At 40.6% G+C, this 24,049-nt stretch carries 18 protein-coding genes and 3 pseudogenes; 13 read left to right on the forward strand and 8 right to left on the reverse strand.

Annotation, left to right across the window (positions count from 1 at the left end; translation table 11 throughout):
- Window positions 1-10 precede the first annotated feature (10 nt).
- Both ASU00_RS11450 and ASU00_RS11455 read left to right on the forward strand, forming a co-directional pair.
- A pseudogene (locus ASU00_RS11450) lies at window positions 11-1,059 on the forward strand (Gfo/Idh/MocA family protein).
- Entirely contained in the window at window positions 1,056-2,024 is a 969-nt protein-coding gene (locus tag ASU00_RS11455) for a sugar phosphate isomerase/epimerase family protein (RefSeq protein WP_057913599.1), read from the forward strand. Before ASU00_RS11450 ends, ASU00_RS11455 begins: the two are co-directional and overlap by 4 nt.
- A gap of 681 nt (window positions 2,025-2,705) precedes the next feature.
- On the opposite strand, the pseudogene ASU00_RS11460 reads toward ASU00_RS11455, so the two are convergent.
- Window positions 2,706-4,138: pseudogene (locus ASU00_RS11460) on the reverse strand (IS4 family transposase).
- 197 nt (window positions 4,139-4,335) lie between these two features.
- Between ASU00_RS11460 and ASU00_RS11465 the strand changes: the two are divergent.
- Window positions 4,336-5,919 carry a CehA/McbA family metallohydrolase domain-containing protein gene (locus ASU00_RS11465; protein ID WP_057913600.1) on the forward strand — a complete coding sequence of 528 codons (1,584 nt, stop codon included), beginning with the start codon at window positions 4,336-4,338 and terminating at the stop codon, window positions 5,917-5,919.
- A gap of 620 nt (window positions 5,920-6,539) precedes the next feature.
- Here the strand turns inward: ASU00_RS11465 and ASU00_RS11470 are convergent.
- Together ASU00_RS11470 and ASU00_RS11475 are read right to left on the reverse strand one after the other, a co-directional pair.
- A complete protein-coding gene (locus ASU00_RS11470; RefSeq protein WP_057913601.1) occupies window positions 6,540-7,538 on the reverse strand; it encodes an NADP-dependent oxidoreductase in 999 nt (332 codons plus the stop codon).
- Window positions 7,539-7,578: 40 nt separating this feature from the next.
- A pseudogene (locus ASU00_RS11475) lies at window positions 7,579-7,842 on the reverse strand (ArsR/SmtB family transcription factor); the annotation flags it as partial.
- A 332-nt stretch (window positions 7,843-8,174) separates the two neighbouring features.
- Here ASU00_RS11475 and ASU00_RS11480 point away from each other — a divergent pair.
- The 4 genes from ASU00_RS11480 to ASU00_RS11495 all read left to right on the forward strand — a co-directional run bounded on the left by ASU00_RS11480 (window position 8,175) and on the right by ASU00_RS11495 (window position 11,830).
- Window positions 8,175-9,611 carry an amidohydrolase gene (locus ASU00_RS11480; protein WP_152983738.1) on the forward strand — a complete coding sequence of 479 codons (1,437 nt, stop codon included), beginning with the start codon at window positions 8,175-8,177 and terminating at the stop codon, window positions 9,609-9,611.
- A 227-nt stretch (window positions 9,612-9,838) separates the two neighbouring features.
- Window positions 9,839-10,027 carry a twin-arginine translocase TatA/TatE family subunit gene (locus ASU00_RS11485; RefSeq protein ID WP_057913602.1) on the forward strand — a complete coding sequence of 63 codons (189 nt, stop codon included), beginning with the start codon at window positions 9,839-9,841 and terminating at the stop codon, window positions 10,025-10,027.
- A gap of 56 nt (window positions 10,028-10,083) precedes the next feature.
- Entirely contained in the window at window positions 10,084-10,827 is a 744-nt protein-coding gene (gene tatC / locus ASU00_RS11490; protein ID WP_413783519.1) for a twin-arginine translocase subunit TatC, read from the forward strand.
- A 226-nt stretch (window positions 10,828-11,053) separates the two neighbouring features.
- Window positions 11,054-11,830 carry a DeoR/GlpR family DNA-binding transcription regulator gene (locus ASU00_RS11495; protein WP_057913604.1) on the forward strand — a complete coding sequence of 259 codons (777 nt, stop codon included), beginning with the start codon at window positions 11,054-11,056 and terminating at the stop codon, window positions 11,828-11,830.
- Between the two features lie 303 nt (window positions 11,831-12,133).
- On the opposite strand, the gene ASU00_RS11500 is transcribed toward ASU00_RS11495, so the two are convergent.
- Both ASU00_RS11500 and ASU00_RS24485 read right to left on the reverse strand, forming a co-directional pair.
- Window positions 12,134-12,523: a DnaA N-terminal domain-containing protein gene (locus ASU00_RS11500; protein WP_057913605.1), complete on the reverse strand. Its 390-nt coding sequence runs from the start codon at window positions 12,521-12,523 to the stop codon at window positions 12,134-12,136.
- Window positions 12,524-12,754: 231 nt separating this feature from the next.
- On the reverse strand, window positions 12,755-12,922 hold the full coding sequence (locus tag ASU00_RS24485; RefSeq protein WP_152983743.1) for an aspartyl-phosphate phosphatase Spo0E family protein: 168 nt from the start codon (window positions 12,920-12,922) through the stop codon (window positions 12,755-12,757).
- Between the two features lie 418 nt (window positions 12,923-13,340).
- On the opposite strand from ASU00_RS24485, the gene ASU00_RS11505 reads away from it, so the two are divergent.
- From ASU00_RS11505 to tatC (ASU00_RS11515), 3 genes are all read left to right on the forward strand, one after another.
- On the forward strand, window positions 13,341-15,083 hold the full coding sequence (locus tag ASU00_RS11505) for an alkaline phosphatase D family protein (protein ID WP_057913606.1): 1,743 nt from the start codon (window positions 13,341-13,343) through the stop codon (window positions 15,081-15,083).
- Between the two features lie 58 nt (window positions 15,084-15,141).
- A complete protein-coding gene (locus ASU00_RS11510) occupies window positions 15,142-15,342 on the forward strand; it encodes a twin-arginine translocase TatA/TatE family subunit (RefSeq protein WP_057913607.1) in 201 nt (66 codons plus the stop codon).
- A 142-nt stretch (window positions 15,343-15,484) separates the two neighbouring features.
- Entirely contained in the window at window positions 15,485-16,195 is a 711-nt protein-coding gene (tatC, locus tag ASU00_RS11515; RefSeq protein ID WP_413783522.1) for a twin-arginine translocase subunit TatC, read from the forward strand.
- A 369-nt stretch (window positions 16,196-16,564) separates the two neighbouring features.
- Here the strand turns inward: tatC (ASU00_RS11515) and ASU00_RS11520 are convergent, their stop codons facing one another.
- The 3 genes from ASU00_RS11520 to ASU00_RS11530 are packed head-to-tail and all read right to left on the reverse strand — an operon-like array spanning window position 16,565 to window position 20,549.
- A complete protein-coding gene (locus ASU00_RS11520; RefSeq protein ID WP_057913608.1) occupies window positions 16,565-18,424 on the reverse strand; it encodes an ABC transporter ATP-binding protein in 1,860 nt (619 codons plus the stop codon).
- Window positions 18,421-20,145, reverse strand: coding sequence for an ABC transporter ATP-binding protein (locus tag ASU00_RS11525; protein WP_057913609.1), 1,725 nt, complete (start codon window positions 20,143-20,145; stop codon window positions 18,421-18,423). Before ASU00_RS11525 ends, ASU00_RS11520 begins: the two co-directional genes overlap by 4 nt.
- Window positions 20,142-20,549 carry a MarR family winged helix-turn-helix transcriptional regulator gene (locus ASU00_RS11530; protein WP_330219533.1) on the reverse strand — a complete coding sequence of 136 codons (408 nt, stop codon included), beginning with the start codon at window positions 20,547-20,549 and terminating at the stop codon, window positions 20,142-20,144. The genes ASU00_RS11525 and ASU00_RS11530 overlap by 4 nt, the downstream gene beginning before the upstream one ends.
- Window positions 20,550-21,004: 455 nt before the next feature.
- Here ASU00_RS11530 and ASU00_RS11535 point away from each other — a divergent pair, with 455 nt between their 5' ends.
- The 3 genes from ASU00_RS11535 to ASU00_RS11545 are packed head-to-tail and all read left to right on the forward strand — an operon-like array spanning window position 21,005 to window position 23,907.
- On the forward strand, window positions 21,005-22,000 hold the full coding sequence (locus ASU00_RS11535; protein WP_057913611.1) for a thiamine pyrophosphate-dependent dehydrogenase E1 component subunit alpha: 996 nt from the start codon (window positions 21,005-21,007) through the stop codon (window positions 21,998-22,000).
- Between the two features lie 12 nt (window positions 22,001-22,012).
- Window positions 22,013-22,996, forward strand: a complete 984-nt coding sequence (locus ASU00_RS11540; RefSeq protein ID WP_057913612.1) for an alpha-ketoacid dehydrogenase subunit beta — start codon at window positions 22,013-22,015, stop codon at window positions 22,994-22,996.
- Between the two features lie 53 nt (window positions 22,997-23,049).
- Window positions 23,050-23,907, forward strand: a complete 858-nt coding sequence (locus tag ASU00_RS11545) for an aminoglycoside 6-adenylyltransferase (protein WP_057913613.1) — start codon at window positions 23,050-23,052, stop codon at window positions 23,905-23,907.
- The last annotated feature ends 142 nt before the right edge of the window (window positions 23,908-24,049 follow it).

Raw genomic sequence — 24,049 nt, forward strand, 5'->3', positions numbered from 1 at the left:
GGAAGAAACAATGAAAGCCTTGAAAGTAGGCGTAATCGGATGCGGAAGCATTGCTCAGTATCGCCATTTACCAGAATATGCATTCAATCAACATGTAGAGCTTGTGGCAGTTTGTGATATCAATGAAGAACGTGCAAAAAAAGTAGCTGTAAAATACGGGGTAAAAGCATTTACGAGCTATGTGGAGTTATTGCAAAGCGGTGAAGTGGAAGCAATAAGTGTTTGTACACCAAATTATTTGCACGCACCAATCTCAATCGCTGCGTTACAAGCCGGTGTACATGTTTTATGCGAAAAACCCATGGCAACTTCAAAAGAAGAAGCAGAGAAGATGATTGAAGTGGCGAAACAAAGCGGCAAAAAGTTAATGATTGCTCACAACCAGCGTTTTGTTAAATCTCATCAAAAAGCACGTCAGCTGATTGAAAGCGGTGAAATAGGAAAAATTTACAGCTTCCGCACTACGTTTGGTCATGTTGGACCAGAAGATTGGAGCGTAGAAGGTAAAGGTGGCTGGTTCTTCCAAAAAGAAAAAGCTTTTATTGGTGCGATTGGTGACTTAGGCGTCCATAAAACTGACTTGCTTCGTTATCTTCTTGGGGAAGAATTTATAGAGGTTGGAGCATTCGTGGAAACAAGCGCAAGAGATTTCATAGATGTAGATGATAATGCAGTGTGTGTACTAAAAACAGAGAGTGGTATTATCGGCACGCTTGCGGCAAGCTGGGCGTATGTGGTAAAGAAGATAACTCTACCATTATTTATGGTGAGAAAGCAATACTTCGTTTAGAGGATGACCCAACGTATTCCTTCGTAGTTCAGTATGCAACGGGCGAAGTTGTGAACTATCAGCTGGGTACAATTCAGTCCAATGCAGTGGGCGGTCAAGATAACTCTCATATTGTTGAGCAATTTGTGGATTCTGTTCTTTATGATAAAGAGCCACCGGTTACTGGTGAAGATGCTATAAAATCACTGCAAGTTATTTTAGCTGCGCTAACGTCACAGGAAACGAAACAAATTGTTTCTTTAAAAGGGCAGGAAGTGACAGTAAATTGAAGTTAGGCGTTTTTACCGTTTTATTTGGGAATAAATCATTTGAAGAAATGCTAGATCATGTAAAAGCTTTAGGGCTTAGTGCAGTTGAAATCGGCACTGGATGTTATCCAGGCAATGCACATTGCCCACTTGATGAGCTTTTGGAGGATGAGCAAAAACGAAAGGATTACATAGAAGCCATAACGTCACGCGATTTAATGATCAGTGCATTTAGCTGTCATGGTAATCCACTCACACCGGACAAGAGTTTTGCGGATGAATCAGATTCTGTTTTACGCAAAACAATTAAACTGGCGTCTCTTCTCGGTGTACCGGTTGTTAATGCATTTTCCGGCACACCAGGAGACAGTGATGAAGCGAAGCAGCCGAACTGGCCAGTGGTACCATGGCCCCGAGAGTACGGTGATATATTAACATGGCAATGGGAAAACAAACTGATCCCATACTGGAAAGAAATTGGTGAACTTGCCGAGCGGCACAATGTGAAAATAGGTCTGGAGCTTCACGGAGGTTTCCTTGTCCATACACCGTACACACTGTTGAAACTACGCGAAGCGACATGTGATACGATTGGTGCAAATTTAGATCCAAGTCATATGTGGTGGCAAGGAATCGATCCGGTTGCGGCAATTAAAATTCTCGGTAAAACTGGCGCAATCCACCATTTCCACGCAAAAGATACGTATATTGATCAAGATAACGTCAATATGTACGGATTGACAGATATGCAGTCCTACGGCAATGTGCAATCACGTGCTTGGACATTCCGTACCGTCGGCTGTGGCCACAGCATGCAAGAATGGTCTGATATGATGAGTGCGTTGCGTATGTATAACTATGATTATGTAGTCAGCATTGAACATGAAGATGCGATTATGTCGGTTGAGGAAGGATTTACACGTGCTGTGAACAACTTAAATAGTGTTTTAATCCGTGAATCAGCTGGTGAAATCTGGTGGGCGTAATATTTTAAAAAGAACGGTTCAAAGGTTTGTGCTATATGTAAACAGTTATGTGAAATTTGAAAATTGCAGATAGAAAAGAAGCTGTACATGCACATACCCCTTTCAAGTAGACAATAAAAATAGTAAGATGCGGCCTTTTCTCGATATTCAATCGGGGAATGGCCGGTAAATATCACTTGGAAGAGATCAGTATTATATTAAGGAAACTCATATAGGGTTCTCACCACGTGCCCATCAAGTGCTTTCTTTTCTCCTTCATGACAATGCCTTTCTTCTTTTCTTGAATCGCTTGTTTTTTTAGGGGAGTTTGCGTTTGATCATCGGTTAAACGATGGATAAATCATTTACGCAATTATGTAGTCGTTTGGAGGCTTCCAACTGGTATAATAATAAGCCTAGAAGGACTGAATCAACCTTTAATCCAGCAGCTGTCGCAATCCTCCGAAAAGTCTTATTCTAAAGTATCTCAAAACGGAATTTTTATATCTCTCTAGTTGTTTATGAGAATTTAGCTCATTTTTTCATTTTGGGGTATCCAGTTATGTTAACTTGTTGGGCAAGGGGTACCGCCACATCGCCTTCAAGCTAAGCGCGCAAGAGATAATATAAAAGTGTGTGCTATGGTAACACTAAAAATGCGCATTACAAAAAATACCATCAAATAGGTTTTTTTAAAAAATATTAGGCAACTTTAAGTTTTTGTGACGTACAATCATACACAATACATAAGATATCAAAGACCTTTTTCTTGTTATAACGATGACATTTCCGTCCGTTTTTCTCCAAAAGGTGAAACAGACGTAGAAAAAATTTTGATAATTCTTTGGCGTCCTTTTGTAATCCTTGATAAAACAATAAATAATAGTCTTTTATCATATAGATTGATTTATATTCACTTAACTCCTTCTTTTTCTTATCTAAAAGTAACTGACGCATTCTAAACATTGTAGATGAACAGAGTAAAATGCTAATAAGTTGCCCATACAAGTGACACTCTAAGCGTTCCCTCTTAATCTCTTTGCACTTGTCAATTTGAAAGAAAGATTTCCATGTCTTAAATAGAATTTCAATCTGCCAACGTAACGAATACAGTTCATGAATATGTTCCGTTGGAACGTCCTCTAATGAAAGATTTGTAATATATACGTTCATTCCACTTAATCGTTTGCTTCGGTCTTTATAGGTAATGCCCTTCTTCTATTCTTTTTTTGCTTGTTCTTTCAATCTTTTCTCTGTTTGTACCTCAGTTAGTCGATGACTAATCACTCGGGCGGGTAGTTTTTGATACAGCCCAATGTATGCTTCTGAAATTTCAAGTGTTTGACCAGGTTGTAATTGATTCATAAGCTCTTCCGTGTCTAACTGAATAAAGAGAGTACCTTTCTTCACAGTCCCATTCCGAAAAAACTCTGGTTCATCATTCTTACGATATATACGAGAATTCAACTTCAAACGCGAGACATAGTAAGCACCTTCATCATTCATTTTCTGTAAGTCGTGTAAGTCGAAATACCCTAAATCCCTTATGTATAAGTCTTTCGGTTGAATGGTTAGTAGACTTGTGGAACCGAAGGTTTTATCATTTTCTCTCCCTTCTCCTACATAAACGTGGAGGAACTTCCCACTCAATAAGTCATATTCAAGTTGGATTTTAACACCTGCGGTATGGCTACTTCCGCCAGAACCTTGATAATGTGAAGCAAACTGATCTGGAGGTTGAAATGTTGTAGAATCTAGGATCCGAATACGTTTAAAAGTCGTGGAGTATGGATGAAGTATTTCTTGTGTTGAATGAATTCTTAGAGTTAGAAGATTAGCTAGTACTTGTTGAAGAAACTGTACGGCTGAACCATTAAATCGTTGATTAAGCCCTTTGGGGCTCATGAGGACACACCTGTAGATGCTTCGAGACGGCTACACAATTGTATGAGTGGTGTACTCGCGACCTGTTGACTAAGCCACACACATAAAGCAATGAATTCTTGTGCTTGATATTTACTTGTACGTTGAACAAATCCAACTTCTTTAGCTAATTGTTGTAGAGAAGATGGAGATAAGTAGTTTTGAAGTTCTTGAGAAAAGAGATTCATTTCGTCTGAAACAGAAAAACTCATAGAAAACGCCATCCTTGCTGTATATTTCTACAAAAAGAATAGCGTTTTTTTCGTTATGATGATACAAATTCACCTTAGCTTGATGGCGATGTGGTGGTACCCCTTTACTAAAAAGATACATTCCCCTAACATTTACTTAAAACTGTTTTTATAAAATTATCGTGTTCGTAATTTCAATACTAAGGAGGATCGACAAAGTGTTACACAAATTCAAATCAATAACGGCCTTGGCTCTCAGCCTTACCATCCTTTCTCAAGGTCTGCCAGTGGCTGCAATAGAAGCAGGAGACAACAACCAGACGAATTCTGGAGGTCGATGGATGAAAGGGGAATTTCACGCCCATACCGCTCAGTCCGACGATACTCAGCAGTCTCCTCTTAAAAGCGTGCTCGACAAAGCGTTTGACAAGTATGATATGGATTGGATGGCAATTTCCGATCACTTAAGAATGTCTACACGGGATGATGAAGGAAACACGATTCCGGGTGGACCGATTCCCTTGTCACAGGGAATCATTCAATATCAAGCTCCGAAAATAAAACAACTGCAGGAAACAGGCAAATATCGAAATAAAATTATCTTTTCAGGATTTGAATGGGACATGCCTACTTACGAGCATCTCAGCATCGGCATTGTAGGCGACCAGGCCGGATCAGCGAAAAGTTTGAAAGCGGGAAATCAGTTCGAGTATTTGTTTACGGACCGAGATGAAAAGATGTTTGATCCAGCGGATGTAGCCGTCTGGAAAGCACAGGACCAAAGAGCCTACACTACTCGCGAAGATGCTCGTAAAGCGCTGGGATGGCTTGAGAAAAATTATAAGAAGACAAGTTATGTCCTTTTGAATCACCCTTCAAGAAAAAGGGTGTACACCATTTCGGATTTCCGTGACTTTAACAATATCGCTCCAAACGTCGTATTTGGATTTGAAGGCATGCCCGGCAACCAGATGGAACCCGACAGAGGTGGCTTAAACCTGACCACGCCAGAAAACCGGACTTACGGTGGTTCTGATTACATGCTTGCTAAATTGGGTGGCACATGGGATGCACTCCTCGGAGAAGGACGCCGATTCTGGAACTTTGCTAATTCAGACTCCCATTTTGAAATCAGTGATAACCGCCTCTACTCCAGCGGATACTGGCCTGGTAAGTACTCTAAAAATTATACGTGGATAAACGGATCTACGATGCAGTCTGTCCTGGACGGCATGCGGTCGGGGAAATCGTTCTCTGTTTTCGGAGATTTAATTAACGCACTTGATTTCCAAGTTGCAAGCTCCAACAGAAAGGCAGAAATGGGCGGTGTCCTTAAAGTAAATGAAGGACAAATGGTCAAAATTACGATCCGATTCAAGAGCCCAAAAAAGAACAACAACGGCGATCGGGTTCAAGTGGATCATGTTGATCTAATTTCCGGTGATGTAACCGGGAAAACCGTACCAGGCACAGCAACTTACAGCAAGGACACCAACGATACGACTAAAGTCGTTAAACGCTTCACAAGCAAAGACTGGAAAACCGATCGCGCTGGCTACAATGTCATCTCTTATAAAGTGAAAGCGAACAAGGACCAATATTTCCGTCTGAGAGGCACGAATCTAGGGGTGAATGTCCCTGGAGAAACGAGCAACGGTGAGCCGTTAATCGATCCAAAGACTGACATAGAAGACAACGAAACCCGATTTGGTCAAATCAACAAACGGAACTATAAAGACCTGTGGTTTTATTCCAACCCTATCTTCGTAAGTGTCAAGCCAAAAACCGGTCAAGAGTCTTAATTTTCATTTATGGGGTACCGCCCATGCCCATCAACCCAAGGAAATAGGTCACCCTCACCACGATAAATTGAGCTTATAAGTTACAAGAAAGTCCAAGATTTCGTTCTGGGGGTACTATAAAACTTTAACTTGTTGGGCAAGGGGTACCGCCAGCAAAACGCGCATTTACAACGTTAAGGATAATCCCGTAATAAAAATCCCAATCTCTCAGTGATATAAATGAGAAATTGGGATTTAATTATTCAACAATCGCGCCCTTTTCTTGAATAAGACTGATAGTAAGACCATCTTCAAAAAGTCTCTTTCCATCCACAAACAGAAACAAAATTAGTTAATCCAATGAAAAGGTCGATGTATATGAGAGGGTAATGTTGTCTTTAATCAACTTTAGACGAATTAATTTGCATTTGGCTCAAAAATATAATGGTGGACAGACCAGCTCCACTGAAATTAACATCTCGTAAATCCGCAGCATTCTAATAGGCTCCCCGAAAAAAATGAGTTGCTCTTAATTCTTTTCCCTTTATCTTTTTGCCCATCCAATCAGCTCTCGCATGGTTAAAATGGATTTTCTTGTTCTGCTAAATGCTTTTTTCAAGGAGCTTTGCTTCGTTTCATAACTATTTGATTTTTAATATTATTTTCCCTTTAGCCCTGCCAGACTCTGCATATTCCATCGCTTTTTGAGCATTTTCAAAAGGGAAAACTCTATCAATTATAGGTTTGATTTTACCAGTCTCAATAAAGTTTGCGATTATACGTAATTGCTCTCCACTTGGCTTCATAAACAAAAACGTATATTGAACATTATGCTTTTTTTCAAGCGCAGTAAGTTTATGACTTGCTGCTGAAAACAACAACGTTTTAAAAAATCCGGAACCATATTCTTTGCCAAAACGAGCATTCGGTAATCCCGAAACGGAAACAATTTTTCCTCCGCTTTTTATCACTTGAAATGATTTTTCGAGAGTCTCGCCCCCAAGTGTATCAAATACGGCATCATAGTTTTTCAGTTTCTCTTCAAATTTTTCTGTCTTGTAATTTATAATTTCATCTGCACCAAGGGATTTAACTAAATTCGCACCAGCTTCACTGGCAGTCGTTGCAACAGTGGCACCCATTAATTTGGCCAGTTGGATAGCAAAGGTACCGACACCACCAGCCCCAGCTTGAATTAAAATCTTTTGTCCATTTTGTAATTGCAAAATGTCTGTTAGGGCTTGATAGGAGGTTAACCCAACCAGTGGGATCGATGCTGCTTCTTCAAAGCTCAAATTTTTTGGCTTTAAGGCGATGTCATCTTCATGAATTGCGATATATTCAGCAAAAGTACCAATTTTACTCTTCCGTGGACGTGCATATATTTCGTCACCAACTTTAAAACGAGTCACTTTTGTGCCAACCTTTGCAACGACACCAGAAAAGTCATTCCCTAAGATTAGAGGCATTTTATAGGTAACTAACAATTTCACTTTCCCATCGCGTATCTTAAAATCAACAGGATTAATACTAGCTGTATGAATTTCTGCGAGTACCTCATATTCACCAATTTCAGGTGTGGGCATTTCTGCCAAACGGATGGGAACTTTCCCATACCTATCTATAACTATTGCTTTCATAGCCTATACCTCCCAATAATGTTCGTTTAAATTCATCATTTCAATAAAAATTCTGCATGAACTTATCAATATCCAACACAAGCGTTTTTAATAAACCTAATTCTGTACGTACATTAATATAATAAAAATTTTTTGTCCCTTCTTTACGCATTAAAATAACTCCGGCATCTCGTAAAATCTTAAGATGATGGGACACAGCGGGTCGAGAAAGATGTGTTTGTTCAGTGATTTCATCCACACGCAATCCTGTTTGACAATCCGTCCCCATTAGAACTAACAAGATCGATTGACGTGTTTCATCACCAGGTCTTCTAAAAAGAAAAAGCGATTTTCTATTGTAAAAATAAAAAGTGAGAAATCATTATCTTTAAAAACTTAAAAAAACTTAAAATAATGCAAATATAATTGCAATTAAAATTAAACAGACTTATAATTACTTATAAGGGTGAGATTATGTTACTGACGATTGTTAACTGAATAATATCCAAAAATACAACTAGAATAAATAGTCGAATTTGGAATAAAAGAGTAAAATCCATCAAATGTGGGTGGGTTGAATCGTCCTTTTTGTTATTCAATGAAGTCTATAATTATGATCATCTTAGAAACTACATGTACAAGAGGAGGATTTTACAGGTGGATCAGAAAAAGGATGGTTTGTCCCGCAGAAAGTTTATAGGTAACGTCTGTAAAATTGGCGGCGCTTCCGCTGTTCTCGGTGTCACGGACACGATGGGATTATTCATGCCTGAGATGGCAAGTGCGGATGCAGAGAAAAAGAAGACTGGCAATAACGCCAAAAGACCAGGAAAAAACAGTTCCTACATGTTGTTGAATGTTCGTTTGGAAAGTGGATACAAGTATGAAGATGGCGAGGTTGTGGCAACCGAAACCGTATTGCGCAACATACATATTGTTAAAGGCATCATTACCAAAATACTAGATACTAAGTCTCCTTACGGAAAAGGTATCGATTGCTATGATGCGAAAGGCATGCTACTACTTCCTTCGTTTAGAGATATGCATATTCATTTGGATAAAACCTTTTATGGCGGTCCTTGGAGAGCGGCAGCCACAAGGAAAAATGGGATTTTCGATATGATTACCTTGGAGCAGTCGCTGCTACTGGAGCTGCTTCCTACTGCCCAAGAGCGTGCGGAAAAATTAATTGAACTAATTCTTGGCTACGGCTCGACATATGTCAGAAGTCATTGCAACATCGATCCAGTCGTTGGACTAAAAAATCTTGAGAAACTCAATCGTGCCTTAGAGAATTATTCAGATAAAATATCACATGAAATTGTTGGCTTTCCTCAACATGGCTTGCTTCGTTCCAATGCTGAAGGACTGATACGCGACGCAATGCATCTCGGAGTTACACATGTTGGCGGACTAGACCCAACCAAGGTCGACGGGGATATGGAAAAATCGTTGCAAACCATGGTGCAAATCGCAGTAGACTATAAAGCAGGTATTGATATTCACCTTCATGAAGGTGGCGAAACTGGCATAAAGGCAATTAGTAGATTGGCAGATCTGACTGAGGAAGCCGGTCTGCAGGGAAAAGTGACCATCAGCCATGCGTTCTCGCTCGCCTCGTTAGCGGATGGAGCCGACATAGAAATGGCAAACCGTCTTGCATCGCTCGGTATCTCTATCGCCTCAACTGTTCCAATGGGTAAAGACGTTATGCCGATTCCGCTACTTCAAAAGCAGAAGGTAAACGTTATGCTTGGTAATGACAGTATTACCGATCACTGGTCACCATTCGGGATTGGCGATACGCTGCAGAAGGCACATCTCGCTGCCGATTTGTATGGGTGGTCAAACGAATACAACCTGTCTCGCTCGCTCTCCCTTGCTACCGGTGGCATTACACCGTTAAACGAGTCAGGCAAGCAAATTTGGCCAAAGGTTGGCGATGCCGCAACCGCTATACTCGTTCCAGCAAGCTGCTCGGCCGAAGCAGTAGCTCGTCTGCCTAAGCGCGCTGCCGTATTGCATAAGGGTACTTTGTCTTCGGGTTCTCTTGATAGCGTGAATTCTAAAACACCCAAGTTTACTATTCATTAAGAAACTTGGTGAATGAGTTACATGAGCACAGTAGCGTACATAAGTTTGAGTGAGAAAGAGTGTCTAATCTAAATAGCGTGATTTTTCAATGTTTATGTTGCTTCGGACTATCCCTTTCCTAATCGGAATCAAGGATGGGAAACTGGATAAGAATATAGATTATTTTTGCTAAAGCTATTAGCTTTTAAAAAACGGATTACAAAATATGAATACCCATGGGGGAAGTTATGCTTCAAAATATTGGAATACCAGGATTGGTGCTAGTATTAGTGATTGCTCTTATTATTTTCGGGCCTTCAAAGTTACCAGAAATCGGAAGGGCGTTTGGTTCAACATTAAGAGAATTTAAAAAGTCTACTAGAGAACTTGTAGCAGATGACACAAATGCAAAAGAGACCAATAAGAAAGAAAACTAATCTAATAAATGAAGAGGGGATGTAGGATCTGTCTTACATCTTTTTTTCCTGGAGTGATGAAGTTGGAAAATCAAAACACGAGCATAATTCAGCACCTTGAGGAGCTACGTAAACGTTTAATTATCACTTTGGTCGTATTCCTGCTGTTCCTCATTCTGACATTTATATATGTTCAAGACATTTATAATATAATAGTAAAAGATTTGCCGTTTAAACTAGCTGTGTTAGGTCCGAGTGATATCATAGTCGTTTACTTAATTATTGCCTCCGTCGTTGCCATCTCGGCTACTATACCTGTTGCTGCACACCAAGCTTGGCTTTTTGTAGGTCCAGCGTTAACACTAAAAGAACGCAAAGTTACTAGTGCTTACATACCTGCACTATTTATTTTATTCATATTAGGAATAAGTTTTGGTTACTTTATCTTATTACCTCTCGTACTGAATTTTTTAATGTCGCTATCAAACGATATGTTCACTACGTTCTTTACAACGGAAAAATATTTCCGGTTTTTGCTTCAGATGACATTGCCTTTTGGATTTCTGTTTGAAATGCCCGTTGTCATCATGTTTTTAACAAGTTTAGGAATTATAAATCCATACCGTTTACAAAAGATTAGGAAATATTCTTACTTTATTTTAATAGTAATTTCCATTTTAATTACTCCACCAGACTTTATATCAGATATCCTAGTTACGATACCTTTATTAGTCTTATATGAAAGCAGTGTCAGCTTATCTAAATTCGTATATAACCGAAAGGAAAAAAAAGCAAAAAAAGAGATGTTTGAATCTGTTTAAAAACGCCCTACCACTGTTCATCAAGTTAAATGGGTATGTGGTTAACTTCTTCTTTTCATAATATCGCATGACAGGATTCCATACAGGCATTATCGCAGTGGAAATGAGGGATACAGCTTAAAATTTAACTATTCAGTTTTCTAGTATATTGACTCGAATCCAATAATGCATGTTTCGTTGTGATTAACCTTTGATTAACTTATAATTACATTTATGAGGTGAGATCATGCTACAGGATGAACGACTAGACGCCATTGTTCAATATTTAAACGAACATGAACGGATTGATATTGAAACAATTTGTAAAATAAATAATGTATCTAAAGATACGGCCAGAAGAGATTTAATACATTTAGAAGAGAAGAGAAAGATCATCCGAATACGGGGCGGAGCAAAAAAGACTTTGCTTTCCAATGAAGTCCATAATTATGGTGAGCGTATGAACATGGCATCGGAAGCTAAAGATAAAATCGGAAAATTTGCAGCTTCTTTGATTAACAACGGAGATCATCTTATTTTGGATGCCTCTACAACAGTTCAATTTTTGGCTAAAAACTTAACGAGCCGAAACAACACTGTCGTGACTAATTCAATTAACCTTATCAGTGTATTGAGCCAAAGAGAAGATATTAAAGTCAATTTATTAGGTGGAACATTAAGCACTAGACACCAAGCCATCTATGGTTCAAGAGCCATTAGAGATGTACAAGATTATAAGGTGAATAAATGCTTCATTGGCACTTGCGGAATATCTTCTGAGGGACTCTCAACTTCCATCGAGGAAGAAGGCCTCCTCGTACACGAAATGATTAAGCGTGCTGACCAGGTCATTGTGATTGCAGATTCAACGAAATTTTATAAAACCTTTTTTCAAAGGATATGTGACTTAGATTCCATTGATATAGTGATTACTGACAAAGAAGTACCAAAAAATATGCAGGAAATCCTAGACAAACATGTGGTAGAAGTGTTTGTGGTTCCAAGTCATGAAAGAGACTATTGAGTAATGTATCTCCGATAGTATTTTTGCGAGTGTATGTATTCAATAGTTTACATTAGGCGTATTAACGATAATGGGAAGGGTCTCCTTGAATAATCCTTTCCTATGGTTTGTTTTATAATTGGCCATGGTTGATTTGAGAGTAAGATATAGAAAGAATAATGGTTAGAAATTGCTAGACTTAATGAACTGTGGTGATTTTAAAGCAAAAAAACAGCCAAAAGGCTGCATGTAAACGTTAATCGGGAATTTTATCTGAAACGAAGGAGCCTTTAAGGCTGCTTCGTTTCGTTATATGAGAATGCCTTATTTCGCAATGAACCGGATCTCGTAATCTTTTCCACTGATATCCTTAAGTAAGGATATTATTAAACTACCGTACCTTTCCTCTAACCAATCTCGGACCAATTCGTTAGGTGCAACTAATGTCATCAGGTCATTTTCAACCGAAGCTGCAAACACATCTTTAAACCATGTTTCGTAGCTTGGCATGCTGACCTTTTGCTGGAGTTGTATTTTAACTAAAGAGAATAATTCATTGGATGTTTCCATATGTATGTGGTCATCTTTTATCGGGAGCTCCGCATCATTTTCATGTGTTAACTGAGCGATAATCTTGGTGACACGTCTTACTTCATGTTCCAGTGAAGTTTTAAGCTCTTGTAATTCCTTCATTAATATATCTTTATCATTCATTGTACGCATTCCTCGACTTGATGTCTGGCTATTATTTCAATTACATTCAGGGCGTGTTCAAGTCTTATGAACCGAAACAAGCTGCACTATGTAAGTAGGAGGTATTATCCAAGATAAGGTGGGGAGATATTGGATAGGAGATGCAGCTACATGATTCTCTGTGGCGAATCATGAAGATCATACAAATGATTCTTATTAATCGACAAGTAATTAAACATGTAAAAGTTATGTTTACATGTGTTGAACACTTATCGTTTCTTTTTCTTGCCCTAGTAAATTCAATAGTTTATCTAATTCCTGACTGATATGTAATGTGTTTGGAGCAGTGAATCCATACTTTAATGCGGTTGCGATCAATTCTTTCCTCAATATCTCGATTCTTTCATGTAATGCTTCCATACTATTCAATGCAAAATCCCTCGTGTACTATTTTTTTGTTATGAAATCTATTATTACATAAATTGGGATGTTTTTAAATGAAAAGTACGTATTTACTTATGAATTATTATTCAAGTACTTGAAAGCCCGGAAAAAGATTAATTGCTTCCATCTTTCCGATGATGACCTGAAGCTGCTCCTTGCGATTTGTTATGATTAAATAAAGGATTCATAAAGAAAAATAGGATGAAAGACTGTCCTGATATGTAATTATTCATAGGGCAATGTCAATGATAGAATGAACCTGAGCGTCGTGAATACCAAAAGTCTTGATTGAAAATCCCTAATTAAGGAATTCATTGATTTACACTTCTTCATCTACCATTAAAAATATCCTTCTATACTTAAAGCAGATTTAAATATTAGGAGGGATTGACCTATGAATAATGAAAGAGCAATGGATGATTTAATTAAGAATTGGAGCGGATTAGGCAAGAATATGGACCGCCGGAATTTTATCGAGGGAGCAAGTAAGCTTGCCGGGCTTTCATTAGGTCTAGCCCTCGCCCAGTCAATGGGCGGGATAGAAGTGAATGCTGCCCCTAAATTCAGTGATTACCCCTTTACCCTCGGTGTAGCCTCAGGTGATCCGCTCTCGGATGGTGTGGTTTTATGGACTAGGTTGGCACCGGATCCCTTGAATGGAGGGGGAATGCCCAAAGAAGCCATTTCCGTTAAATGGGAAGTGGCCAAGGACGAGCATTTCAGGAAAATTGTCCAGCAAGGTAAGGAAATTGCCAGACCTGAGCTTGGCCATTCCGTGCATGTGGAAGTAAGTGGGCTAAAACCGGATAAGGTCTATTATTACCGGTTTAAAAGCGGCGGTGAAGTAAGTCAGACTGGGAAAACGAAGACACTTCCCCCAGTTGATTCAAGTGTTTCGAGCCTTTCCTTTGCATTTGTTTCATGCCAGCAATTCGAGCATGGCTATTATACGGCCTATAAACATTTGGCAAAAGAAGATTTGGATCTTGTTTTTCACCTTGGCGATTACATATATGAGTACGGACCAAATGAATATGTATCTTCAACAGGGAATGTCCGTGTACATAGCAGTCCTGAGATCATTTCGCTTGAGGATTATCGAAATAGATATGCTCAATACCGCTCAGATACTCATTTAAAAGCGGCACACGCAGCATTTCCTTGGGTCGTGACTTGGGATGATCATGAAGTTGAAAATAATTATGCAAATGTCATCCCGGAAAAAGGACAATCCGTCGAGGCGTTCATCAAGCGAAGGGCAGCTGCTTATCAGGCTTATTATGAGCATATGCCCCTTCGGAAATCGTCGTTGCCAAAGGGAGCGGATATGCGGTTATACCGGAATTTCTCTTATGGTGATCTTGCTTCATTCTTTGTACTTGATTCACGGCAATACAGGGATGATCAGGCAAATGGTGACACCAGTTCACCGCAAACCCCTGAATCTCTTGATCCGAAGCGCACCTTGCTCGGTCCAGAGCAGGAACGGTGGCTGACGGACGGTCTTTCGAATTCAAAAACGCAGTGGAATGTCCTGCCGCAGCAAATTTTCTTTGCTCAGCGGAACTATGGAACACCTACCGCGCCAAAATTCAGCATGGATTCTTGGGATGGATACCCAGCGGCACGTGACCGTCTGATTAATGTCATAAAAAGCGGAAACATCGAGAATCTGGTTGTTTTGACCGGTGATGTTCATGCTAGCTGGGCCGCTAATTTAAAACAGGACTTCAACGATCCAACTTCACGGATTTTCGGTGTGGAGTTTGTCGGTACTTCCATCACATCCGGTGGCAATGGCGCAGACGTGCGTGCCGATACGGATAAAATAATAAGTCAGAATCCACACATTAAGTTCTTTAATGATTACCGCGGCTATGTCCGGTGCAAAGTCACACCGGAACAATGGAGGGCGGACTATCGTGTAGTCCCATTCGTGACAGAACCAGGGGCTGATATATCGACGCGAGCATCCTTTGTTTTTGATAAGGACCAAACAGGACTGCGAAAGGTTGCTTCGGCAGCGGTTACGGAGGGTGTCCAAAAAACGAGCGAAGTCGAGGAAGATCGGACACGCGCACATGGTCGAGCACATGAAAAGCAAACAATTAAACAGCGGAGGAAAGTTACGAAATGATGGAGCGACAAAGAATTGTTAGGCAAAAAATTATGAAATAGGTAGGGGGTGTATTTAAATGCTTTCTAATATCGGGATACCCGGGCTAGTCATCGTTCTCGTGATAGCACTGATCATTTTTGGACCGTCCAAGCTGCCTGAAATCGGCCGTGCCTTCGGTCGTACTTTAACCGAATTCAAAAGTGCAACCAAAGGATTGGTGAATGATTCAGATAAAGAGGACGAAAACGAGAAAAAGGCTGCATTAAAAAAGGGATGAATGTGAAGAGATAGGGCGGGTGGAAAGGCTCGCCCGCTTCTTTTTCATTTAGGTTCCAAAAATGTTGGCCTCTGATGAAGTTATCGACCAATCATATTTAAAAAAAGGAGATGTGAAGGTGGAGAGCAAGCAAGTACATGTTATGGAGCATTTGCAAGAACTCCGAAGCAGAATCATTAAAACACTGATAGGTTTTGTCGTTGCCTTCATAGGTAGTTTCATCTACGTACAACAGATTTATGAGCTGCTCGTTAAAGATATTGACGGAAAGCTTGCCGTGCTCGGTCCAAGTGATATTCTCTGGGTGTATATGATGATCGCTGCAGTATGTGCAATCGCGGCAACGATACCGCTAGCAGCTTATCAGTTATGGCGCTTTGTAGCGCCTGCGTTGAAACCCGAGGAGAGAAAAGTGACATCCTGGTTCATTCCTTGGCTGTTCATCTTATTCATCGCGGGTATCTCATTTGGATATTTTGTGTTGTTTCCAATCGTGCTAGGTTTCCTCACCTCCTTATCCGCCGGGCAGTTCGAGATGGTGTTCACTGCGGAAAAATACTTTCGGTTCATGATTAATTTGATTGTGCCATTTGGGATTTTATTCGAAATGCCGCTTGTGGTCATGTTTCTGACCAGATTAGGAATCCTCAATCCGACTGTACTGAAAAAGTCGCGCAAGCTTTCTTACTTCGGCCTTGTTATTATCTCGATCGTGATTACGCCACCAGATATCATTTCGGATATTCTAGTCATCATCCCTTTGCTTGTGCTTTATGAAATGAGTGTCCAGCTGTCGAATATTGTTTATCGAAAAAGGCTTATGAAAGAAGAAGCAGCTTTACCTATAGCATGAACTTTGTAAGTATAGGGAAAAGTGCCATGTTACAGGAAGTGTTTAAAGGAACAAGAAAGTTGAGGAGCATAATGCCCTCAACTTTTTATCGTAAGTAATACTGTGTGTTCGCTTTCTTTAGAACGTTAGGGTGCTTTTGTATACTTTGTTGCTATTAGCCAAGTAATGAGGTTGAATTGACAGGCCGTCATGAAAATAAATGGACAGCAAACGGGAAAAGCTTAGTTTTTACAATCAAATGATTATCTTTAGTTGATTCCCAAATCTTTGAGAAGTGGTGGAGAATATGAGACATCAACAAGAAGAGGCTGAAGCATGGTCTGAATAAAAAAGAGGCTCAATTTCAATCAGAAATTGAGCCTCTTTTTGTTATCCTGCTACACTTTCAGAAAACTGGCTATTGTAGAGGTCTGCGTAGAAGCCAGATGCCTCTAAAAGTTGTGAATGTGTTCCTTGTTCAATTACTTTCCCTTGATCCATGACAAGAATCAAATCAGCATCTTTAATGGTAGAAAGACGATGGGCAATAACAAAACTGGTTCGTCCTTCCATCAGCCGGTTCATTGCCTTTTGGATAAAGACTTCTGTCCGAGTGTCCACACTAGATGTCGCTTCATCCAGTATCATGATTGGTGGATCTGCAAGTACAGCTCGTGCGATTGTTAAAAGCTGCTTTTGTCCTTGTGAAATGTTCGAAGCTTCTTCGTTTAAAACTGTCTCATACCCATCTGGCAATGTCCTGATGAAATTGTCGGCATGTGCCGTGCGGGCAGCTGCAAAAATTTCATCATCTGTTGCTCCATTTTTTCCGTAAGCGATATTATCCTTAATTGTACCATTAAAGAGCCAGGTATCTTGAAGCACCATCCCAAAGTTTCTACGAAGATCACTCCGGGACATATTCCGCGTATCAAACCCGTCAATCTTGATCTTCCCGTCATTGAGTTCATAAAATCTCATCAAGAGATTTATCATAGTCGTTTTTCCAGCTCCGGTCGGTCCAACAATTGCGACCGTCTGTCCTGGCAACACATCGATGTTCATATCTTCAATTAACAAGTCGTCACCATACCCAAAATCTACGTGTTCAAAAGTGACAGCACCATTTGCTCTATTTAATTTAGCAGTGGTTTTTTCTTTCACTTCCTCTTCTTCATCAAGAAGCTCAAAAACACGCTCAGCTGCTGCAACAGTAGACTGAATAATGTTTGCGATATTTGCCGTTTGGGTGATCGGCTGGGTGAACTGCTTAGAATAGGTGATGAATGCTTGAATATCACCTATTGAGATTGAACGTTGCGTTACCAATATTCCGCCGACTACACTGATGAGGACATAACTCAAATTTCCGATAAAAAACATCATGGGCATGATGATACCAGATATAAATTGTGCCTTGCTTCCGGCTTTATACAATTCTTCATTAACCTTAGTAAACTGGGCACTTGCCTGTTTTTCATGTCCGAATGCTTTAACAACTTGATGGCCAGTATACATCTCTTCAATGTGCCCATTTAATTCACCGAGTGTACGCTGTTGATCGGCAAAATGTTTTTGGGACCTTTTTAAAATGGGCCTGATTGCAAATATTGACAAAGGTAAGCTGACAATGGATATTAGTGTCAATAATGGGCTGATGGAAAGCATCATAATGATAATCCCCACTATTGTTACAATCGATGTGATGAACTGGGTTAAGCTTTGTTGAAGGGTGCTCCCGATTGTATCGATATCATTTGTCATTCTGCTTAGCGTTTCTCCGTTTGGACGCCCTTCATAATATTTAAGGGGAAGTTTCTCCAGCTTTTTATTAACATCTTCCCGTAAATCATATACCGTATCTTGGGCGACACTGGACATAATGTATTGTTGTATATAGTTGAAAAGGCTGCTTAAGACATACAAGCCAGCTAGCAATAGTAGGATTTGGCTGATTTTATCAAAGTTAATAGCAGCTCCCGGTACTCCTTGGAATTTACCGTAAGCTCCTTCGAATAATTCCGTAATTGCCGTTCCCATGATTTTTGGTCCGACTATCATGAAAATCGTACTCATGATGGCAGCGAAGAACACGGCAATCAATTCGTTGCGCCGCGGCTTTAAATAGGCCAAAAGACGTCTTAGAGTTCCTTTAAAATCCTTTGCTTTTTGACCCATCATCATCATGTTACCGCCACCAGGACCGTGCCCCATCTGCCCGCCGCTTTGAGGTTTCTTTCGATTACTCATGCTATTTCCTCCTCTGAAAGCTGTGATAAGGCGATTTCACGATATACGTCGTTTGTGCTAAGCAACTCTTGGTGTGTACCGATGCCTACAATGTGCCCTTTGTCTAAAACGATGATTCGGTCAGCGTCCACGACTGTACTGACACGCTGTGCAACGAGTAATACAGTCGCATTCTTCGTTTCATCTTTCAAAGCAGCACGAAGGTTGGCATCTGTCTTGAAATCAAGCGCAGAAAAGCTATCATCGAATATATAAATGTCCGGTTTTCGAATGAGTGCCCGTGCAATCGAGAGCCGTTGCTTTTGGCCGCCTGAAAGGTTTGATCCGCCTTGTTCGATTTCTGCATCATAGCCGTCTTTCAATTGACTTATAAAATTTTCTGCCTGCGCAATACGGGCCGCATGCGCAATTTCCTCTTTGGTTGCAGTTTGTTTTCCAAAGCGAATGTTGTCAGCGATGGTACCCGTAAAGAGTATGGCTTTTTGGGGCACAAAGCCAATTTTAGACCGAACTTCATCTTGTGAGGCATTACGAATATCAACACCATTGACGCGAATGGATCCACTTGAAATATCATAAAAGCGGGGAATCAAATTTATGAGCGTTGATTTCCCTGAGCCTGTTCCTCCGATGATTGCTGTCGTTTCACCAGGTCGTGCCGAAAAACTAATATCCGATAAGGCAGGTTCCTCTGCTCCTGGGTAACTGAACGTCACATGTTCAAATTCAAGGGTGCCTTTGTCACGATCTGCCTTTTCCGTTCCTTCATCTTGGAATGAAGGTTCCATATCAAGGACTTCGTTGATCCTAGTTGCGGACACGGCCGCACGCGGAACCATTACGAACATCATGGAGGCCATGACAAGTGCGAACATTATTTGCATCACGTATTGGATAAAGGCCATCAAGTCCCCGATCTGCATACCGCCGTTATCAATCCTAACTCCGCCGAACCAAATGATACCAACAACCGTCAAGTTCATGACAAGCATCATGATAGGCATCATAAATGCCATGATTTTATTGACTTTAATCGAGACATCCGTCAATTCTTTATTCGCTTTCTTAAGACGTTCCTTTTCTTCGGTTTCACGATTGAAGGCACGCACTACGCGAACCCCAGTTAAGTTTTCCCGTAATACAAGGTTCAAACGGTCCAAACGTTTTTGTACCAACTGAAAAAGAGGGACACCTTTATATAGAATGAGCAGGATGGAACCAATCAACACAGGCATTGTGACGACAATGACAAGTGATAATTTGGCATCCTTCGAAACGGCCATAATCACTCCACCTATTAACATAATAGGCGCACTGATAACCATACGAAGCATCATAATAACCACTTGCTGGACTTGTGTTATATCATTGGTCGTTCGCGTAATGAGTGAAGCCGTACCGACTTTGTCAAATTCTTGTAATGAAAATTTCTCAACATGATTAAAAACTTTCAGGCGGATATCGCGTCCCATTCCCATTGCGGCCTTGGAGGAATAGTAACTTGCGATAATGGAAGCACATGCGCCAAGTGCTGAAACTAACAACATTACTCCACCGATTTTCCAGATGTAGGGAGTGTCTCCAGGGACGACACCTTTGTCAATAATATCGGCCATCAGTGTCGGTAAAAAGAGGTCGGACATCGATTGAATAAAGATCAGACCGAAAACTGCTAAAATGATCCACTTATAAACAGATAAATTTTTCAGTATTTTAATCATTCCGAACACTCTCCTTGTTCTGTTGCTTGTGCTTCTAAATGGTTTGTAATTTGAAGGTGTGTGTCAACCAAAGCTTGAAATTGTTCTTTGGTAAGCATTTCAAGAACCGTTTGAAAGGAGTGATGAATGCTGCCTTCATGCATATGAATTGCTTTCAATAAACTTTTTCCCTTTTCGGTGATGGTAAGCTGAATCTCACGACGGTTGCCCTCCACTGGTTCACGATGGAGCAGCCCTGCACGAACAAGACCATCGACCGCTTGGCTCAGTGTGCTTTTTGGAAGAAATGTTTTCTCCCCAACGATTTTCTGCGTCATATCCTCATGAAGGATAATCACCATCAAAATAGAATATTGCGGTACCGTTAAGCCATTTTCTATTGCTGTTTTTTGAACGATTCTCATGATATTTTTTTGCACATTCCAAAATGAACGTAGAAGTTGTGCGGAACGTATTAAGTTTTGATTTTCAGTCTCCAAAGAGCTTCACATTCTTTCCTTTTTGAACTGTTCCAAAGTGAACAGTTATTTTTTTGAATCATTAAAATTTACAACCTTTTTTCCGCAAAGTCAAGTCCGTAAAAAGCCATTGTCAAAACCAATAATGGTTAATTAAGCAAATAGTTCTAAATTTTCTTTATTACTGTCACTACAAGTCAAGCTCTTCATTCAATTAAACAAAAATTGAGTACTTTTACAAAATGAATTAGTTGAAAAAAAGAGCGGAAAAGTGGTAGGATATTAGTATATTGAATTAGTACCAGGTAATAACAGTAGATAATATAATTAAACGCTATTTTTTTGGGAAGATATTTATCGTGAAATGTAACTTTACTTATTGTTTAGGAGGTTGATGATGTATGGTGGAAAACCGTCATCTACAAGTTGGACTCAGAGATGAGGACGTGCTTGAAATGTATAAAGTGATGTTGTTGGCTAGACGTATAGATGAACGGATGTGGTTGTTGAACCGGTCGGGCAAGATTCCATTTGTCGTTTCCTGTCAGGGACAGGAAGCCTCTCAAGTGGGGGCAGCGTTTGCATTGAATCGTGAAAAGGACTATGTTCTTCCTTATTATCGGGATCTAGGTGTCGTTCTAGCGTTTGGGATGACAGCAAAGGATTTAATGTTATCGAGTTTTGCAAAAGCAGAAGATCCGAATTCAGGAGGAAGGCAAATGCCTGGTCATTTCGGTCAAAAGAAGAATCGGATCGTGACGGGATCTTCGCCAGTGACGACTCAAGTGCCACATGCTGTGGGGATTGCCCTCGCTGCAAAAATGGAAGGAAAAGATATCGTTTCCTTCGTCACATTTGGAGAAGGCTCATCCAACCAAGGTGACTTCCATGAAGGAGCGAATTTTGCGGGTGTACATAAACTTCCGGTTATTTTAATGTGCGAAAACAATCAGTATGCGATTTCCATCCCGATTGAAAAGCAGTTGGCTTGTGGAAAAGTGTCAGATCGCGCAATTGGTTATGGCATGCCAGGCGTGACGGTCGATGGAAACGATCCGATCGAAGTATATAAGGCAGTGAAGGAAGCCGCCGATAGAGGCAGGCGCGGTGAGGGGCCAAGCTTGATCGAGGCGGTTTCCTACAGGCTTACGCCTCACTCAAGCGATGATGATGACAGTCAATACAGGTCAGCTGATGAAGTATCGGAGGCGAAAAAAATCGATTCGATCATTACCTTTGCTGCCTATTTAAAAGCCACAAGTGTCATGGATGACGAAATGGAAAAACAGATCAATGAAGAAATCATGAAAGTTGTCAACGAAGCGACTGATTACGCAGAAGAAGCGCCATTCGCAAAAGAAGATACGCTCTCTAAATACGTTTATGCAGAAAAGTAAGGAGGAAAGAAGATGGCAGTGATATCTTATATAGATGCCGTAATAATGGCGATACGTGAAGAGATGGAACGTGATTCCCGTGTCTTTGTATTAGGTGAGGACGTAGGGAAAAAAGGCGGGGTGTTCAAGGCAACTTCAGGTTTATATGAACAATTCGGGGAGCAACGTGTCATTGACACGCCGCTTGCTGAATCGGCCATCGCCGGGGTTGGCATTGGAGCGGCGATGTATGGGATGCGGCCGATTGCGGAGATGCAATTTGCTGACTTCATCATGCCTGCAATCAACCAAATCATTTCCGAGTCGGCAAAAATCCGTTACCGCTCCAATAATGACTGGCAATGCCCTATCGTCATCAGGGCCCCATACGGTGGAGGGGTTCATGGGGCACTATATCATTCGCAATCGGTCGAAGCGATTTTCGCTAACCAGCCGGGTTTGAAAATCGTCATGCCCTCTACACCTTATGACGTGAAGGGATTATTGAAAGCGGCCATCCGGGATGAGGACCCTGTCCTGTTCTTTGAACATAAGCGTGCTTACCGTTTAATTAAAGAAGAAGTTCCTGACGATGATTATGTTTTACCGATTGGTAAAGCGGATATAAAGCGTGTTGGTGATGATGTAACCGTGATTACATACGGGCTTTGCGTCCATTTTGCCCTTCAAGCAGCGGAAAAACTGGCTAGTGATGGCATCTCCGTTCATATTCTTGACTTACGAACCGTCTATCCTCTCGACCAAGAAGCGATTATTGAAGCAGCCGCGAAAACTGGAAAAGTGCTTTTAATTACGGAAGATAATAAAGAAGGAAGCATCATTAGTGAAGTGTCGGCAATCATCGCGGAAAATTGCCTCTTTGATCTGGATGCCCCAATCATGAGACTGGCGGGACCGGATGTACCTGCCATGCCTTATTCGCCACCATTGGAGAAATCCTTCATGGTGAATCCAGATAAAGTGGAAAAGGCATTGCGTGACCTAGCAGCCTATTAACGTTCGGCATGGAGCTATTAGGGCACGACTCATTTACGGGAGGTGTATGTATCTTGCGGACAGAAGCAGAGATGATGTCATTAATCGTCCATATCGCACAAAATGATGAACGAATACGAGCTGTTTGTATGAATGGGTCACGAACGAATGATAAAGTTCCAAAAGAATTGCTTCAAGATTATGATATCGTCTATCTCGTAACAGATATCGAGTCCTTCAGAAGAAATCCTGGCTGGATAGATGATTTCGGTGAGAGGATCATCCTGCAAACCCCGGAGGACATGTCATTATTTCCACCACAATTAGGAGGCCGTTTCTCTTATTTAATGCTCTTCTTGGACGGAAACCGAATTGATTTACAATTAGTACCGATAGAGCAAAAAGAAAAATATTGCCGGGAGGATAAGCTAACGACCATCATCATGGATAAAGATAGTTGCCTTCCTATGATTTCTCCTCCGTCTGATGAGGATCATTGGGTGAAAAAACCTACTGTTGAATTTTATAACGATTGTTGCAATGAGTTTTGGTGGGTCTCGACATATGTGGCTAAAGGGTTATGGAGAGGCGAAATTCTATTTGCTCAAGAACATCTTGGCCAAATAAGGAAAATGCTAATTCAAATGCTCGAATGGCAGGTGGGCATTGAAACCGGCTTTTCCGTTAGTATCGGTAAATGCGGAAAATATTTGGAGGGATTTTTGTCCGAAGAGAGCTGGGGGCATCTTCTGTCCACATATGCAGATGGAAGGTATGAAACTGTATGGCAGGCGCTGTTTTCTATGTGCCATTTCTTTGATCAAACGGCATTAACCGTGGGACAACAATTGAATTATATCTATCCTTTTCAATATGATAGACGAGTTTATACATACTTGGAGCATCTTCATGTCTCACCGGCAAATGGTTAATGAGACGAAAAAGTTAGACATATTTACAAAGTGACAAAGCATCTGCACCTTATCAAGTTCCTAAAGCAAAAAAGGAATGTTGACAAAGGTGTTTTTTTTGTATAAAATTACTTTGAAGTTGAGATATATTAATTCGAGATAG

This window comes from Peribacillus muralis (genome assembly GCF_001439925.1).
Classification (GTDB): Bacteria; Bacillota; Bacilli; order Bacillales; family DSM-1321; genus Peribacillus; species Peribacillus muralis.

Bases quoted from the DNA above. Each gene is read 5' to 3' on its own strand.
- ASU00_RS11540 (WP_057913612.1), top strand. From the start codon at position 22,013: ATGGCAGTGATATCTTATATAGATGCCGTAATAATGGCGATACGTGAA.
- ASU00_RS11510 (WP_057913607.1), top strand. From the start codon at position 15,142: ATGCTTTCTAATATCGGGATACCCGGGCTAGTCATCGTTCTCGTGATA.
- tatC (WP_413783522.1), top strand. From the start codon at position 15,485: ATGGAGCATTTGCAAGAACTCCGAAGCAGAATCATTAAAACACTGATA.
- ASU00_RS11495 (WP_057913604.1), top strand. From the start codon at position 11,054: ATGCTACAGGATGAACGACTAGACGCCATTGTTCAATATTTAAACGAA.
- ASU00_RS11530 (WP_330219533.1), bottom strand. From the start codon at position 20,549: ATGAGAATCGTTCAAAAAACAGCAATAGAAAATGGCTTAACGGTACCG.
- ASU00_RS11500 (WP_057913605.1), bottom strand. From the start codon at position 12,523: ATGAATGATAAAGATATATTAATGAAGGAATTACAAGAGCTTAAAACT.
- ASU00_RS11470 (WP_057913601.1), bottom strand. From the start codon at position 7,538: ATGAAAGCAATAGTTATAGATAGGTATGGGAAAGTTCCCATCCGTTTG.
- ASU00_RS11520 (WP_057913608.1), bottom strand. From the start codon at position 18,424: ATGAGTAATCGAAAGAAACCTCAAAGCGGCGGGCAGATGGGGCACGGT.
- ASU00_RS11485 (WP_057913602.1), top strand. From the start codon at position 9,839: ATGCTTCAAAATATTGGAATACCAGGATTGGTGCTAGTATTAGTGATT.
- ASU00_RS24485 (WP_152983743.1), bottom strand. From the start codon at position 12,922: ATGGAAGCATTACATGAAAGAATCGAGATATTGAGGAAAGAATTGATC.
- ASU00_RS11525 (WP_057913609.1), bottom strand. From the start codon at position 20,145: ATGATTAAAATACTGAAAAATTTATCTGTTTATAAGTGGATCATTTTA.
- tatC (WP_413783519.1), top strand. From the start codon at position 10,084: ATGAAGTTGGAAAATCAAAACACGAGCATAATTCAGCACCTTGAGGAG.
- ASU00_RS11535 (WP_057913611.1), top strand. From the start codon at position 21,005: ATGGTGGAAAACCGTCATCTACAAGTTGGACTCAGAGATGAGGACGTG.
- ASU00_RS11505 (WP_057913606.1), top strand. From the start codon at position 13,341: ATGAATAATGAAAGAGCAATGGATGATTTAATTAAGAATTGGAGCGGA.